Source organism: Actinomycetospora sp., assembly GCF_055612215.1.
Window position 1 is genome coordinate 16433 of sequence record NZ_JBVPVA010000603.1, and the last position, 15003, is coordinate 31435.

At 75.2% G+C, this 15003-nt stretch carries 12 protein-coding genes and 1 pseudogene; 2 read left to right on the forward strand and 11 right to left on the reverse strand.

Features of this window, described 5'->3' with window-relative positions; genetic code table 11:
- Nucleotides 1–28 precede the first annotated feature (28 nt).
- From AC0CYZ_RS16570 to AC0CYZ_RS16595, 6 genes are all read right to left on the reverse strand, one after another.
- Complete coding sequence (locus AC0CYZ_RS16570) at nt 29–913, reverse strand: SDR family oxidoreductase (RefSeq protein WP_472217264.1); 885 nt, start codon at nt 911–913, stop codon at nt 29–31.
- 5 nt (nt 914–918) lie between these two features.
- Nucleotides 919–1737, reverse strand: coding sequence for a hypothetical protein (locus AC0CYZ_RS16575; protein WP_472217265.1), 819 nt, complete (start codon nt 1735–1737; stop codon nt 919–921).
- 617 nt (nt 1738–2354) lie between these two features.
- Nucleotides 2355–3128 carry a maleylpyruvate isomerase family mycothiol-dependent enzyme gene (locus AC0CYZ_RS16580; RefSeq protein ID WP_472217267.1) on the reverse strand — a complete coding sequence of 258 codons (774 nt, stop codon included), beginning with the start codon at nt 3126–3128 and terminating at the stop codon, nt 2355–2357.
- Nucleotides 3129–3178: 50 nt separating this feature from the next.
- Nucleotides 3179–6313: an adenylate/guanylate cyclase domain-containing protein gene (locus tag AC0CYZ_RS16585; RefSeq protein WP_472217269.1), complete on the reverse strand. Its 3135-nt coding sequence runs from the start codon at nt 6311–6313 to the stop codon at nt 3179–3181.
- A 41-nt stretch (nt 6314–6354) separates the two neighbouring features.
- Entirely contained in the window at nt 6355–7143 is a 789-nt protein-coding gene (locus AC0CYZ_RS16590) for a class I SAM-dependent methyltransferase (RefSeq protein ID WP_472217271.1), read from the reverse strand.
- Between the two features lie 82 nt (nt 7144–7225).
- The gene (locus AC0CYZ_RS16595; protein ID WP_472217273.1) at nt 7226–7825 is read right to left on the reverse strand and encodes a TetR/AcrR family transcriptional regulator; all 600 of its coding nucleotides are present in this window, start codon (nt 7823–7825) and stop codon (nt 7226–7228) included.
- A 71-nt stretch (nt 7826–7896) separates the two neighbouring features.
- Between AC0CYZ_RS16595 and AC0CYZ_RS16600 the strand changes: the two genes are divergently transcribed.
- Nucleotides 7897–8610: an SDR family oxidoreductase gene (locus tag AC0CYZ_RS16600; RefSeq protein ID WP_472217275.1), complete on the forward strand. Its 714-nt coding sequence runs from the start codon at nt 7897–7899 to the stop codon at nt 8608–8610.
- A 10-nt stretch (nt 8611–8620) separates the two neighbouring features.
- On the opposite strand, the gene AC0CYZ_RS16605 is transcribed toward AC0CYZ_RS16600, so the two are convergent.
- From AC0CYZ_RS16605 to AC0CYZ_RS16620, 4 genes are all read right to left on the reverse strand, one after another.
- The gene (locus AC0CYZ_RS16605) at nt 8621–8761 is read right to left on the reverse strand and encodes a hypothetical protein (protein WP_472217277.1); all 141 of its coding nucleotides are present in this window, start codon (nt 8759–8761) and stop codon (nt 8621–8623) included.
- Nucleotides 8762–8774: 13 nt separating this feature from the next.
- Nucleotides 8775–10190, reverse strand: a complete 1416-nt coding sequence (locus tag AC0CYZ_RS16610; RefSeq protein WP_472217278.1) for an aldehyde dehydrogenase family protein — start codon at nt 10188–10190, stop codon at nt 8775–8777.
- Nucleotides 10121–11170 carry an NAD-dependent epimerase/dehydratase family protein gene (locus AC0CYZ_RS16615; protein ID WP_472217280.1) on the reverse strand — a complete coding sequence of 350 codons (1050 nt, stop codon included), beginning with the start codon at nt 11168–11170 and terminating at the stop codon, nt 10121–10123. Before AC0CYZ_RS16615 ends, AC0CYZ_RS16610 begins: the two co-directional genes overlap by 70 nt.
- 104 nt (nt 11171–11274) lie before the next feature.
- A complete protein-coding gene (locus AC0CYZ_RS16620; protein ID WP_472217282.1) occupies nt 11275–11664 on the reverse strand; it encodes a DUF3303 domain-containing protein in 390 nt (129 codons plus the stop codon).
- A gap of 138 nt (nt 11665–11802) precedes the next feature.
- On the opposite strand from AC0CYZ_RS16620, the gene AC0CYZ_RS16625 reads away from it, so the two are divergent.
- Nucleotides 11803–14583, forward strand: a complete 2781-nt coding sequence (locus AC0CYZ_RS16625; RefSeq protein ID WP_472217284.1) for an ATP-binding protein — start codon at nt 11803–11805, stop codon at nt 14581–14583.
- 24 nt (nt 14584–14607) lie between these two features.
- Here AC0CYZ_RS16625 and AC0CYZ_RS16630 read toward each other — a convergent pair.
- Nucleotides 14608–15003, reverse strand: a pseudogene (locus AC0CYZ_RS16630) (dihydrolipoyl dehydrogenase); the annotation flags it as partial.

A 15003-nucleotide genomic window follows, 5' to 3' on the forward strand; every position in this document is an offset into this window, starting at 1 on the left:
CGGCGGGGTCGCGCGGCGCGGGGACCGGTCAGAGGCGGGCCGCGCGAACCGCGTCGACCAGGGACGTCGGGGCCCGGCCGAGGAGGTTCTCCAGCGCCGGGCTGTCGGTCTCCAGCTCGCCGCGCGCCGCCGACGCGTCGAGCGAGGCGACGAACTCCGCCGTCGCGCGGTCCATCCCGGCCTCGACGAGCCGGTCGGTGAGCTCGTCGACGGACAGGTCGCGGTAGACGACCGTGGTGCCCGTGACCTCCGTGATCGTCTCGGCGAGCTCGGCCATGGTGAACGACGGCCCACCGAGCTCCCAGTAGCCCTGCTGGTCGGCGATGTCGCCGGTGAGCAGCGAGACGGCGGCCTCGGCGTAGTCCGCCCGCGTGGCCGCGGAGATGCGCCCCTGCCCGGCGGCCCCGACGATCTCGCCGCGCGCGAGGTACTCGTCGAGCCGGCCGGTGTAGTTCTCGGTGTACCAACCGTTGCGAGCCACGGCGAAGGGCAGGCCGGAGCCCTGCAGGACGTCCTCGGTCTCGGCGTGCTTCGGGGCGAGCAGGAGCTCGGTCTCGTCGGCGTGGATCACGCTGGTGTAGACGACCATGCCGACGTCGGCCGCGTCCGCAGCCTCGATCACCGCGGTGTGCTGGCGGACGGCGTTGTCGTTGTCCGGGCTCGAGATGAGCAGCAGCCGCTCGATGCCCTCCAGGGCGGGGCCGAGGGTGTCGGGGCGGTCGTAGTCGGCCTCGCGGACGCCGACCCCGAGGTCGGCCAGGTCCTTGGCCTTCTCGAGGTCGCGGACGAGGGCGAAGACGTTGCCGGCGGGGACGCCGCGACGGAGCAGAGCGTCGACGGCACGGCGCCCCAACTGGCCGGTGGCGCCGGTGACGGCGAAGGACGGGGCGGGGACGACGGGGCTCTCGCTCATGTCGATCAGGATGCCCCGTGCAGCGGCGCGTGACGCCGCCGGGCCCGCCACTCGCTGCGGTGGGCCAGCACGACGGCGCCGGGCCGCATCCGCCCGAACGTCCGCTGGACGTCGGCCACCCGCTCCAGGACCGGGCCACGCTCCCCCGTCGTCGGGCACGTCGCGTACGGGCGGGTCGTCGCGAGCAGGGCGACCCCGGCGCGGTCGAGGGTCGCGGCGAGGAGGTCGGCCGACGCGCAGCGGACGCCGGGCACGACGACCTCGAGCGTCGCGACCCCGTCGACGCGGGTCGTGAGGTGCGCGGGCACGTGGGAGGCGGCCGGGAGGGTCAGCGCCACCGGCCCGCGGGCGAGCCGGTCGTCGAGCGCCGCCGTCAGCTCCGGGAGAGGGACGTCGAGCGCGTCGGGGTCCACCAGGGTGGGCAGGAGGGACCGGGTCGTCGTCACCGCGGGCACCCACGACGCCGGCCGCCCGAGCGCGTGGCGGACCGAGCGCACGACCTCCCCGTCGGGGTGGAAGCTCAGCGCGTAGCCGGGGCCGCTGCCGTGGAAGACCGGGGTGCCGAAGGCGATCGCGGTGGCGGCCAGCGAGCGGTCGGCCGCGTCGTCGAGGACCAGGCGGTGCTCGGCCCAGTCGGTGCGCCAGAAGCGGTCGAGCTCGCGGCGTTCGGTGACGGAGAGGCGGCGGCCGAACACCGTCTCGGCGAGGGCGTAGGCGTCCATCGCGTGCTCCTGGGGCGGGCGGGTGGTGCGGCGCAGCGCGGGGAGGATCCCGGTGACCGCGGAGATCGGGTCGGTCATCACCGAGTCCGTCGTCACGGTCATCGCCGGGCCTCCTCGTCGCTCGCGTGCGGTACGGGAGAACCCTCTCCCGGACCGGCGCGGGCGTCCGTCTCGTGCCCGACCTCCGGTGTGTCACCGAGGCGACACAGCGACGCAGACCTCAGCCGATCGACGCGTCGCGCACACACTTCGGCCCGGACCACGCACGCTTCCCCGCACAGCGACGCGTCGCGCACACACTCCACCCGACCATCCACGCTCCCCGCCAGACCGACGCGTCGCGCACACACTCCCGCCGACCAAGTACGCCACCCGCCAGACCGACGCGTCGCGCACACCTTCGATCGGAACACGCGGACCTGCGCGCGACGCGGCGATTCCCCCAGGCACTCCGCCCGCGCCGGTGGGACGTGTGTGCGACGCGTCGGTTCGCCCACGGCCGCGCGACTGCGCCAGAGGATCGTGTGTGCGACGCGTCGATCTCTCCAGGCGCCTACGCCCGGGCCGACGGACAGTGTGCGCGACGCGTCGGCTTCTCCAGGCGCCTACGCCCGGGCCGGTGGACTGAGTGCGGGCCGCCTCGGTTCGTCCACGGCCGCGCGCCTGCGCCAGCGGACTGTGTGCGCGACGCGCGGAGGACCCGACCTCGGGCCCGGCGATCACGGTCCCGGGAACCACCGCTTGAACCCGGCCGCCGGCTCCGCCTCGCCGTCGAAGGCGACCCGCGGATCGTCGGCGCCCGTCCGTCCGAGCGCGAACCGCAGCACCGCGGTGTCGTCGGTGCCGATCACCGACGCCGTCGGGTCCTCGTCGGGCGCCGACTGCCAGGTGCCGTCGAGGAGCGCGAACCGCAGGTCGACCGTGGGCCCGCGCAGCGCGATCACGGTGCCCTCCGGCGGCGGGGCCTCGCCCCCGGCGCCGGCGAGCACGGGGAAGACCGGCGGGAGCACCGTCGTCGTCGCCCGCACCACGTCCTCGCCCCACGGCTCGTCGCGCCCGCACGCCGCCACGAGGTCGTCGGCGTGCACGCCGGCCTCCATCGTGAACACGCAGAGCCCGAAGGGCGCGGGGATCGCGCCGAAGGGGATGGTCAGCACGGCGTCCGGTGCGAGGTCGGCGGCGTGGCCCAGCTCGGCGTCGAGGTCGGCGACCGAGGCCCGCAGCGCCGCCGCCACCTCACCCGGGCCGCCCGACGGTTCGTGGCCCTCCGCCGTGCCCGGGGTGCCGGTGCGGGCGCGGCGCAGGGCGTCGGCCTCCATGGAGGTGCCCCAGGCGGCGTGGCGGGCGAGGTCGGTGACGGTCCAGCCGGCGCAGCGGGTCGGGGTGCTGTCCGCCGCGTCCCCGAGCCCGTCGAGGGCGTCCAGGGCGCGCCCCCAGTCGCGGGCGACGGCAGCACGGGCCTGCGCGGGGGTGAGCCCCTGGTCGGAGGTCAAGGTCGGTCGTCCTTCCTCGGGACTCGGGGGTCTCGGGGCGCTCGGGGGTTTCAGGCGGGTCGGGCGGAGCCGCGCCCGACGGTGTCGGCCAGGGTCTCGCGGGCCCGGGCGGCGGCCCGCACGGCCCCGGTGGCGTCGTCGATCCGGACCGCGGCCCCGAGGTGGTGCACGGCGGCGTCGTGGTCCCCGGCGGCCCGCGCGGCCAAACCCAGGCCGTGGTCGGCCGCGCCCAGGCAGAGCGCCCCCGACCCGACGACGACCACGTGGCCCGCGAACGGCCGGAGCAGCTCGGCGAGCAGCACGCCCGCGGCCGCGTTCCCGACCGCGTCCGCGGTCTCGGCGGCCTCGCAGAGCAGGAAGGCCCGCGCACCGTCGTGCCCGACGACCGCGAACTCCCCCGCCGCGGCCGCGTCGAGCCGGGCCGCGGCCTCGTCGAGCCGGCCCGCGCGGGCCAGCGCGACCGCGACGTGGACCCACGTGCGTCCCCCGACGAGCTCCGCGACCCGGGTCAGCGTCGGCAGCGCCAGCTCGGGAGTGCCCGCCGCGGTGTGCAGGGTGAGCAGCTGGACGCTGTGGACCTGGCCCGCGTCGCCGTAGTGCCAGCGCTCGCCCTCGCGGCGGAAGTGCTCGACGGCGTCGGCGGCCTCGTCGAGGTCGCCGTGGTGGAGCAGCATCATCGCCCGCCACATCGCGGGGTACCAGAGGTGCAGCGGGCGCCCGAGCCGCAGGGCGAGCGCGCCGGCCTCGTCGACGAGGGCCACGGCGCCCGGGGTCTCCCCCGCCTCGAGCAGGTCGACCATCCGCAGCCGCAGCGCCTCGAACTCGCGCTCCGGATCGCCGGCCGCGCGGGCGGCCGCGAGCAGCTCCTCGGCGGCGCGCAGCCGTTCGGGCAACCGTGCCGGGGCCGCCAGGGCCGGCCGGCGGGCGAGCAGGGCGTAGGCGAGGGCCCCGGCGTCGTCGGCGTGGCGGGCGAGCGCGACGGCCTCGTCCCCGAGCGCACCCGCGGTGGCCTCGTCGCCGCCGTAGCCGTGGGCCCGCGCGGACGCGGCGAGCAGCCGGGCGCGCGTCGCGGGCGCGGACGACGGGACCAGACCGAGGGCGTCGTCGAGCAGCTCCAGCGCCCGGGCACCCCACGTGTCGCGGGGCAGCCGGCTGTCGAACAGGGCGTCCTCGTAGCCGAGCGCGGCCGCGGCCCGCGCGGCGTGGGTGCCCGGGGCGGCGGCGTCGGCGACCTCGGCGAACGCCGCCATCGCCGCGGGCAGGCGCCCGGCGCGGCGCAGCGCCTCCGCCCGGCGCAGCACCCGGTGCGCCCGCTGCTCGGAGGGCCCCGGGTCGGCGGCCACGCCGAGGTCGCGGGCCCGGCCGAAGAGCTCGGCGGCGTGCAGCGGCTCGGACCCGATGGCCGCCTCCCCCGCCTCGGTGAGCCGGGCGGCCGCGCGGCGCGCCAGCTCGTCGCGGGTGAGCCGGCCGTCGACCGGGCCGCCCAGCGCGGGTGCCTCCTCCCACGCGGCGGCGAGGTGGCGACCCGCCTGCTCGGCGGCGCGGGCCGCGCTCGGCCGGTCCGGGGCGTCGAGCCAGTCGGCGAACCGCAGGTGCAGGGCGGCACGCCGGGCGCGGGGCAGGGTCGCGTAGGCGGTGTCGCGCAGCAGGGAGTGGCGGTAGGTGTACGTGGTCGGGTCCACGGGGTCCGGTCGCGGACCGAGGAGCAGACCCGCGCCGGTGAGGTCGCGCAGCGCGCCCTCGGGCTGCGGGCTGCCGAGCTCGGGCAGGGCGGAGGCGGGCAGCCGCACCCCGGTGACCGAGCCGCGGCCGAGCACCTCGCGGGCGGGCGGCGCGAGGGCGTCGAGCTGGCCGAGGTAGATCGCGCGCACGGTGCTGGGGACGGTGAGCGTGCCCGGGTCCCGCGTCGCGCCGCCGGGCAGCGCACCGGAGCGCTCCCACACCCGGAGCAGCTCGACGACGAACAGCGGGTTGCCGCCGGCGGCCGCCTGCAGCTCGGCGAGCACCGCGGGCGGCAGGGTCCCGGGGCCGATCCGGTCGGCGACGAGCTCCGCGACGTCGTCGTCCGAGAGCGGGTCGAGCGTGTGGACCGCGCCGGCGGGGGCCGCCTCGCCCGGGCGGGCGGTGGTGACGACGAGGCGCGGGGTGCGGTGCGGGGACGCCCGTGCGTGCTCGAGGAAGGCGTGCAGGTCCGGGGACGCCAGGTGGACGTCGTCGAGGATCCAGACCGGGGTCGGGCCGCCCGGCTCGCCGTGCGCGTCGAGCACCGCCGTCCACGAGGTCCACAGCTCCGCCGGAGCCCCGTCCGGGTCCTCCCCGGCCAGCAGCGCCGCGGCGTGGCGGGCCGAGAGCGCGGCGCGCGGCCCGGTGTGCCCGTGGCGGGCGAGGCGGTCCGCGAGGTCGTCCCCCTCGGCGCCCGAGGCCCGCAGCAGGGCGGCGACCGGGGCGTAGCCGGGCTCGTCGGCGCGCACCCGGACCAGCCACGCCGGGCCGGTCGCCCGGGCGGCGAACTCCGCGACGAGGCGGCTGCGCCCGACGCCGGGTGGCGCCAGCACGGTGAGCCGCTCGGCCCCGCGGGCGTCGCGGTGGGCGGCGTCGAGGGCCGCGAGGTCGGCCGTCCGGCCGCGGAAGGGCCCGGCGTCGGGCGCCGGGCCGGGCCGCCGCCCCGCGACCCGCCAGGCGCGCACCCGCTCGGCCTTGCCCTTGAGCGCGATCTCGCCGAGCGGGACGAGGTCGAGCGCCCCCTCGACGGCGAGGGCGGTGTCCGGCCCGACGACGACGGTGCCCGGCTCCGCGGCCGTCTGCAGGCGGGCGGCGGTGTTGACCACGTCGCCGGAGAGGCGCCAGCTCCCGTCGGCCGCCCAGGTCACGATGACCTCGCCGGTGTGCACCCCCACCCGCGCCCGCAGCGTCCCGGCCGCCAGCCCGAGCCGCGTCTCGAGCCCGCCGAGCGACTCGACGACGGCGAGCCCGGCGCGGACCGCGGCCCCGGCGTCGTCGGGACGCAGCACCGGCAGGCCGAAGGTGGCCAGCACGGCGTCGCCGATGTACTTCTCGACCTGCCCCCCGGCGGCCGCGACCAGCCCCGCGACCTGGGAGAAGTAGTGCTCCTGGAGCAGGGCGACGTCCTCGGCGTCGAGGTCCTCGACGAGGGAGGTGAACCCGACGAGGTCCACGAACAGCACGTGGACCAGTCGTCGCTCGGCGGGCCGCGGCGGCTCGGGCGTCACACGAGCTCTCTGCGCGCCCACACGGTGGTCATCATCCAGCACTGCGTCCAGTATCCGGGATCGTCGAGGAGCGCGACGGCGGCATCGAGGGTCGCGGCGTCCAGGTGGCCGCCCTCGAGGACCCGGTCGCGCACCTCGGCGAAGAAGAGCTGGAAGTAGCGCGCGCCGCGGTCGGTGCCGCGGATGTTCTGCACCTCGGTGGTGGCCTGCGGCCGCGCGAACCCGAGGTCGGCGACCATCCGGGGCAGGGCCCGTCCGATGAGCCAGTCGACCCCGCTGCCACGACCCCACTCGAGCAGGCCCGTCCACGTCGCGGCCCACACGGCGGGCTCCGTGGTGGGCGCGAGGCTGAAGTCGGGTTCCTGGACCACCAGCCACCCGCCCGGCCGCACGGCGGCCGCCATCCGCGCCAGCACGGCCGGGGCGTGCTCGGCGACCTGGTGCAGCATCGCGCGGCACGTCACCAGGTCGTACGGGCCGGCCGGCAGGTCGTCGACCCGGACGTCGGCCCGCCGGACCGTGAGGTTCTGGGCCGGGACCAGGTCGAGCAGCGTCGTGTCGATGTCGACCGAGGTGACGCTGCCCGTGGACCCGACCTCGTCGCAGAGCCACTCGGCGACGCTGCCGTTGCCGCCGCCCAGCTCCAGGCAGTGCCAGCCGGGCCGGACCCCGAGCGCCGTGATGTGGGCCCGGGTCCAGGGGTCGAGGATCTTCGACATGAGGTCCAGCCGCTGGTACTCGACCGTCGCGGAGTCGTCGAGGATGTAGCGCTGCAGTGGCGGCATCGGTCCTCCCGTCGTGGCCGCCCGGCGTGCAGCCGACGTCACTATCCCCGGGGCGCGGTCACGCCGGAAGGGACGCCGGCCGTCAGCCGGGGGTCCCCGCGATCAGGGCCCGGGCCGCGCGGCGGGCGCGGGTCGCGGTCGGCTCGTCGGTGACGCGGTCGGCGGTGAGGAACCCGTCGGCGTCCAGGGTCCCGTACCCGTGGGCGAGTGCGATGACCTGCTCGAGGAGGCGCAGCGCCCCCTCACCGGCGAGCTCCGCGGCCGGGTCGAGCAGCACCGACATCACGGCGCGCCCGGCGTCGGCGAGGTCGACGTCGCGGACGCCGCGCAGACCCGGGGAGAACACCAGGTCGAACCCGACCCGGTGCTCCGCGACGAACGCCGCGTACGCGCCGGCCGCCCCGGCCAGCCGCTCGGCCGGGTCGGAGAGGCCGGCCACCGCCTCCGTCATGGCGGCGGCCAGCAGCGTGGCCGCGTGGGCCGCGACCGCGGCGAGGAAGGCGTCGCGGTCGGCGAAGTGCCGGTAGGGCGCCGCCGTACTGACGCCGACCCGCCGGGCCACCTCGGCCACCGAGAAGTTCGCCGGCCCACGCTCGGCGATCTGGGCGAGCCCGGCCCCGACCAGCGCCGGGACCAGGTCGCCGTGGTGGTAGCGGCCCCGCCGACGCGGACCTCCGGGCACGGAGCACCCCCTAGATGTGAGAGGGCTGTTACTCTAGTGAGTGATAGCCCTATCGCATCAAGGAGCCGGACATGGATTCACCCGTCGTCGTCATCACCGGCGCCAGCAGCGGGATCGGCGAGGCGACCGCGCGCCACCTCGCCGCCCGGGGCGCCCGGCTGGTGCTCGGGGCACGGCGGACCGACCGCCTCGAGGCGGTCGCGGCGGCGACCGGCGCGACCACCCGCCGCACCGACGTCCGCCGTCGCGAGGACGTGGCGGCGCTGGTCGACCTCGCCGTCGAGACCCACGGCCGGCTCGACGTGATCGTCAACAACGCCGGCGTCGCCCACGTCGAACCGCTGGACACCCTCGCCGTCGAGCACTGGGACGAGATGATCGACGTCAACCTGCGCGGGGTGCTGTACGGGATCGCGGCCGCGCTGCCGGTGTTCCGGCGGCAGGCGTCGGGCCACGTCGTCAACGTCGTGTCCACCTCCGGGTTGCGGATCACCCCCGAGCAGGCGGTCTACGCGGCCACCAAGAACGCGGTGCGGACGCTGTCCGAGGCACTGCGGCAGCAGGCCGGCCCGCACCTGCGGGTCACCGCGGTGTCGCCCGGGATGACGGTCACCGAGCTCGTCACCGCGGCGGCCGACGGACCGGCCGCCGAGGCGACCCGGGCGCGCGTCGCGGAGATCGGCATCCCCGCGGACGCGATCGCCCGCGCGATCGCGTTCGCGATCGAGCAGCCCGCGACCGTCGACGTCGGGGAGATCGTGGTCCGGCCGACGGCGCAGTCCTGACCCGCCGGGGTCAGCGCGAGGCCTTCTTCTTCGGCAGGTAGAGGTCGGTCAGGGTCCCCTCGAACGCCTCGGCGGCCATCCCGACGGTCTCGGAGAGCGTCGGGTGCGGGTGGATGGTGAGCCCGATGTCGGCCGCGGTGGCCGGCGCCATGTGGGCCGGGCTCTCACGCCCTGACGGTTGCGCTGCTCGAGCCGGCCGGTGATGCCGAGGGCGTCGGTCTGACGAGTCTCTTCACGTTGAGGAGGTGTGTGTAGGTGATGTTGTCGGTGGTCGACGTGTTCCCGAAGGTCCCGCAGCCCAGGGTCAACGACGGTGACAGCCCGTTGCCCATCCCGATGCAGCCGGATGCGCCGGAGCTGTTGACCAAGGTGCGACTCGTCGGCATCGCCCGACCGAAGGCGGCCTGTCGGACCGGGTCCTCGGAGTGGACGATCGCGGTGTGGCCTCGGCCTCCGTTGCTCAGGAGACGCCGGCACAGCGTCATGGCCTCGGCGTCGCCGTCGACGGTGAACAGCGAGAGGAGCGGCGCCAACTTCTCGTGCCCGAGGGGACCAGCCGCGTCCGAGGTTGGTACGGGGGCGACGAGCACGCGCGTGTCGGGAGGCACGGTGATGCCGGCGCTGCGGGCCAGAGCGCGGGCCGAACGACCCACCAGAACGCTCGCGAGGCGCCCGTCACGGTCGAAGACCTGGCGTCGTAAGCGACGGCACTCGCCGGCGTCGAGGACGTGGGCACCCTCGCGGGCGATCGCCCGCAGGAGATCGGACCGCACCTCGCGGTCCACGACGAGGTTGTTCTCCGAGCCGCAGATGACGCCGTGGTCGAACGCCTTGCCCGCGACGACGAGGGCTGCCGCCCGAGCCAGGTCGGCGTCCGGGGCGATCCACACCGGGGCGTTGCCCGCGCCCACCCCGATCGCGGGTGTGCCCGAGCTGTACGCCGCCCGGACCAGGGCGGGGCCGCCGGTCGCCAGCACGAGGTCGACCCCCGGGTGTGCCATCAGCCTCGCGGTCGTGGCTCGGTCAGGTGGCCCGGGCAGCACCTGGACGAGGTCCTCGGGAGCACCGTGCCGGCGGAGGACGCCCCGCACGTGCTCGACGGTCCGGGCCGTGACCTGACCCGCGGCCCGGTGGCCGCTCACGATCAACGAGTTGCGCGACTTGATACAGATCAGCGCCTTGAAGACCGTCGTCGCCACCGGGTTCGTCACCGGCATCAGACCGACGACGACACCGACGGGATCCGCGATGCGCAGAATCCCGCGCGTCCGGTCCGCCTCGAAGGCGCCGACGCCAGGACGCCCGATCACGGACGCGGCCACGTCGAGGCTCGCGAAGCGGTTCTTGGACGCCTTGTCGGCGACGTTGCCGATGCCGGTCTCCTCGACCGTGGCGCGCGCGAGCTCCTCGGCGTGCTCGGCGATCCGGCCGGCGACCTGGCCGACGAGCGCGTCGACCTCGTCTTCCGCCCACGCGAGCAGCGCATGCTGTGCGGCGGCGGCGTCGACGGTCAGTCGATCCAGGTCCTGCTGGCAGACGGGGTGGCCCGCCTCGCGGTCTGTGATGGAGACGCGTGGCACGCGGCGCGCGTGCCGCATCCGGTCACGAGCGGCGTGGTGACGGAACATGGGGACTCCCGGCAACAGGGCGAACGATGGGTGGAAGAGGTGATCCCGGCGGCCTGAGAGCCGACGAGGACGTCCTCGACGGCGCCGGTGATGTCGGGGTGGGCGAAGCAGTAGTTGCACGCAAGGGCCGTGTCGGGCCTGAGCCGGTGGCTCTGCAGGAGGAGTGCGGAGGCCCCGCCGAATGTTCGGACGACGTGGTCCTCCGGCACCCGGGTCCCCCAGGGAACGCCGAGGACGTCACCCGTGGCTCGGGCCAGATCGCGGTACCGCGCCGGCTCGGGCGCGACGGCGTTGATCACCCCGGCGTACCCGGGGTCGGAGATCGCATCGACGAGCAGGCCGACGGCGTCCGTGAGGTGGATCCAGGGGAGCCACTGTCTCCCGCTGCCGAGCACCACACCGTGTCCGGCGTCGAACGGCCGGCGAAGAACAGGAAACACACCGCCGTCGGCGCCGAGGACCAGCCCGATCCGCATGATCGCGGACCGGGCCGCCGGCGCGGCGCGGGCTGCGGTGTCCTCCGTCGTCGCGTCGAATCCACCGAAGACCAGATCCCCCTTGGTCGTCGGGGTGGCGAGGAGCTCCTCGCCACGGTGGACGCGGTAGCCGCTCGCGCTGACGAGCACGGGGTCCTGGACCGTGGTGCGTGACAGACCGCGGGCGACGCGGTCGGTGACCTCGAACCGGCTGGAGCGCCCCGCGTCGATGAGCTCCCGGAGCCGTCCGCCGACGTCGAGCACTCGGCCGGCGCGTGCGACGGCGTATTCGAGTTCGGCGCCGATCCCGATCCACCGCCACCGTGGGTGCTGCCCGCGTGCGATCCGGGGGGTGCGGGAGACGCCGACGACCTCCCAGCCCAGGCGGTGCAGCACCCGACACGTGTGCCCCCCGAGCCAGCCGCTCGCTCCCGTCACGACGATCTCGTTGCTCATCGGTCCTCCGTGCGCCTCGGCCGCCGCCGCGATCCCGCACCGGTGGCCGGGCGTGCTACGCGGGTGGACCGTTCCGCTCGGGGGGGTCCACCCGCGAGCGCGCCCTACGCGGTGCCGAGGCCGTCTCGCCAGGCGATGGCCTGTGACTCGGCCGCGATCGCGTCCATCACGTCCATGACCGGCTCCACCTTGAAGGCGAACACTGCCATCGCGGTCGTCAGACCGTGCAGGGCGCCCGGGTCGTCGGTCTCGATGACGGCACAACCACCGAACTCGCCCACCCGCACGACGAATTGGTGGAACACGAGACTGTCCGGCATCTTCCACGCACCGAACACCTCGAGCACGCGCTTCTGCGCCGCCTCGTAGTCGGCGAAGGATCCGCCGGGGCGTTCCCACCACGTCATCACGTACTTCATCGTCGTCCTCCTCGATCGCGTCCTTGCCGGAAAAGCGTCGCGCTCGGGCCCGTGGTGCGGCATCGCGGAAACCATGTAGGTGCTGTGGTCAAAGACCAGGGGTCGGCGACCGGGCGTGACAGGCCGGCGACCATGCGTCGCGTGGCGAGACAAGTGGCGGGAGAAGACGCCCGTTCTGGTCGTCCGCATCGTCCTGAGGATTACGCTGCGTGCATGGCAGGGGGGCACGAATTCGTCGGACGGACCGCAGAGTTGGCTCGGCTCCGCACCCACCTGGCTGCCACCGCGCAGGCGCACGGCCGGTTGGTGCTGATGTGCGGTGAGCCGGGGGTGGGCAAGAGCCGGCTTGCGCAGATGGCCGTGGAGCACGCGCGGACGATGGCCTTCACCGTGGTGTGGGGACGGTGTCTGGAGACCGAGGGCGCGCCGCCGTACTGGCCGTGGATCCAGGCCGTCCGCGCCCTCTCGAGCAGCTCGGACACCCCCGGGGCCGCATCGGCGCACGCCGCCCTGACCGGGGCCTCGCCGGACAGCGACCGCTTCCGACTCTTCGACGCCGTGAGCCAGGTCCTGTTCGACGCCGCCGCGGAGAGGCCCTTGTTGCTGGTGCTCGACGACCTGCACCGCGCCGACGAGGCCTCGCTGGCACTGCTGCGCTTCACGGTCGACGCTGCCGAGGGCCGGGCGCTGGCGTGCCTGGGCACCTATCGCGACACGGAGGTCTCCACCGAGCACCCGATCGCGTCCCTCATCGGTGACGCGGCCGGCGAGGTCGACCTGATCGAACTGCGCGGGCTGGACCGCGAGGAGACGAACGCGTTCGTGCGGCAGGTGACCGGTACCGACGCCCCTCACGACCTCGACCTGCTCCACGCCCGGACCTCGGGCAACCCGTTCTTCCTCCGCGAGGTGCTGTCCCTCGGTGGGAACCCGGACGTCGTACCCACGTCCATCGACGCGGCGACGTGGGCACGTGTGCGCCGCCTGCCGGCGCCCAGTCGGGAGGTGCTCACCCAGGCGGCCGTCCTCGGTCGGGACGTGGACCCGCTGGTGCTGAGCCGCGTCCGCCGCACCTCGGCCGACGAGGTGGCTGCGGCACTCACGGTGGCGGTGACGAGCGGACTGATCAGCGGCCCGGTCGAACAGACCGGTCTCTACCGGTTCGAGCACGTGCTGGTGCAGGAAGCTCTCTACCAGCGGATCGACGCCGCGCAGCGCCTGGTCCTGCACGGACGCGCGCTCGCCGCCCTGGAACCCCACGACGGGGAACCGGGTTACGCCATCTCGATCGCGCACCACGCCCGGCAAGCTGCACATTCCCCGGAAACACGCTGTCACGCCAGGTGGCTCGCTGAACGGGCGGCGGACCACGCCGCGGCGACCTCGGCCGACGCCACCGCCGCGGAGTGGTACCGCGCGGCGCTGTCCCTCTCCGACCCGGCCGGCCCCGGTCGGGTCGGCCTGCTGGTCAAGCTCGGTGGCGCGACCGGTCGAGCGGGCCACCTCGAGGAGGCTCGACACTGCCTCGAGGAGGCCTGGGAGCTGGCCGCCCGGGCGGGCGCGATCGACGAGATGGGTTCGGCAGCCCTCGCGCTCGGCGAGCTCGTCGTCTCCGCCGGAACCGTCGACGCCGGACTGGTACGCATGCTCGAACGGACGCTCGCCCGACTTCCCGACGCCACCCCGACCGCGCTCGACGTCGCTCTCCGGGCCCGACTCGCCACTGAGCTGTACTGGGGCGCGGGCCTCGACAGGTCCCGAGCGCTGGCGCGGGAGATCGTGCGGGACGCCCGGGCGCTCGGCGAGCCGCGGTGTCTCGCCGGCGCCCTCGCCGCCCGCCAGTTCGTCCTGCGAGGTCCCGACGGCCTCGACGAACGCCTCGCCCTGGGCGAGGAGCTCCTCGACCTCTCCCAGGACCTCGAGGACGAAGAACTGGAGCTCAGGGCGCGTCGGGTCCTCGTCCCCGACTGCCTCCAGAACGACCTCGCGCGCGCAGATGCCGAGCTCGACGGGCTCGCCGTCCTCGCCCGGCACAGTGGGCGCCCCTTGGCCCGGTGGTACCTGAACCTCTTCCGTGCGGTCCGGGCCACGATGAGCGGACGCCTCGACGACGCGCTGCACCAGGTCGATGACGCCGAGGCGGAGGGGCTCCGTCTGGGCGTCCAACCCGCTTCGCTCTACGCCACCGGGCAGCGATTCCTGATCCTGCGGCAGGCGGGCCGCGTCGCCGACGCCGAACAGTCGGTGCGCGACCAGGCCGCGCGATGGCCGGTGTTGGTGACCTTCCGGTGTCATCTCGCGCTCCTCCTCGCCGACACCGGACGGAGCAGCGAAGCGCTGGCCCTGCTCGAGGGGCTCGTGGCGCAGCGCTGCGCCGCGATACCCCGGGACTCGCTGTGGACGGCCAGCGTCGCACTACTCGCCGAGACGGCCGCCCGCCTCGGTCACCCCGAACACTGCGCGACACTGCACGACCTCCTTGCTCCCCACACCGGTCGGATCGCCTTCCTCGGGGTGGTCGCGTGGTGGGGTGCGGTGGACCACTACCTCGGTCTGACCGCCGCGGGTCAGGGCCACCACGACCGAGCCCAGGCGTTCTTCCGTTCCGCCCACACCCAGCACGAGGCGTGGCAGGCGACCCCCTTCGTCGCGGCCACCGTCGCCGCGGCGCGGGGCGACACCTGCCGAGATCCACGGCCGCGGCCGAGCGACCGCCTCGCCGATGCCGGAGAGGCGTCGAGGGACGGGCTCACGTCCCGGGAGGCCCAGGTCCTCGAACACCTGGCCGGCGGCGCGAGCAACAAGGAGATCGCCCGCGCACTGAGGTTGAGCGTCCACACGGTCGAGCGCCACGTCGCCAACATCTACGGCAAGATCGGGGCCAGGAACCGTGCGGACGCCACCAGTTATGCGCTACGGCGCGCCACGCCACCGGGTCGTCCGGGCCGGCCGGCAGCTCATGAACCGACCGTGCCGGAGTCGTCCAGGATGTAGGGCGGCTCCGGCGTCATCAGGTCGTCATGATCGCGACGCCTTCTTCTTCGGCAGGTAGAGGTCGGTCAGGGTGCCCTCGAACGCCTCGGCGGCCATCCCGACGGTCTCGGAGAGCGTCGGGTGCGGGTGGATGGTGAGCCCGATGTCGGCCGCGTCGGCGCCCAGCTCGATCGCCAGGGCCGCCTCGGTGATCAGGTCGCCCGCCGACGGCCCGACGATCCCCGCCCCGATGATGCGGTCGGTCTCGGTGTCGAACAGGATCTTCGTGACACCCTCGGAGCGGCCCAGCGAGAGCGACCGCCCGGACGCCGCCCACGGGAACGTCCCCGAGCCGTAGGACAGCCCGCGGGCCTTCGCCTCGGTCTCGGTGACCCCGACCCAGGCGACCTCGGGGTCGGTGTAGGCGACCGAGGGGATGAC

Excerpts from the sequence above, each read along its gene's own strand:
- AC0CYZ_RS16570 (WP_472217264.1), bottom strand. The coding sequence starts at position 913 with ATGAGCGAGAGCCCCGTCGTCCCCGCCCCGTCCTTCGCCGTCACCGGC.
- AC0CYZ_RS16575 (WP_472217265.1), bottom strand. The coding sequence starts at position 1,737 with ATGACCGTGACGACGGACTCGGTGATGACCGACCCGATCTCCGCGGTC.
- AC0CYZ_RS16590 (WP_472217271.1), bottom strand. The coding sequence starts at position 7,143 with ATGCCGCCACTGCAGCGCTACATCCTCGACGACTCCGCGACGGTCGAG.
- AC0CYZ_RS16600 (WP_472217275.1), top strand. The coding sequence starts at position 7,897 with ATGGATTCACCCGTCGTCGTCATCACCGGCGCCAGCAGCGGGATCGGC.
- AC0CYZ_RS16605 (WP_472217277.1), bottom strand. The coding sequence starts at position 8,761 with ATGGCGCCGGCCACCGCGGCCGACATCGGGCTCACCATCCACCCGCAC.
- AC0CYZ_RS16615 (WP_472217280.1), bottom strand. The coding sequence starts at position 11,170 with ATGAGCAACGAGATCGTCGTGACGGGAGCGAGCGGCTGGCTCGGGGGG.
- AC0CYZ_RS16620 (WP_472217282.1), bottom strand. The coding sequence starts at position 11,664 with ATGGTTTCCGCGATGCCGCACCACGGGCCCGAGCGCGACGCTTTTCCG.
- AC0CYZ_RS16625 (WP_472217284.1), top strand. The coding sequence starts at position 11,803 with ATGGCAGGGGGGCACGAATTCGTCGGACGGACCGCAGAGTTGGCTCGG.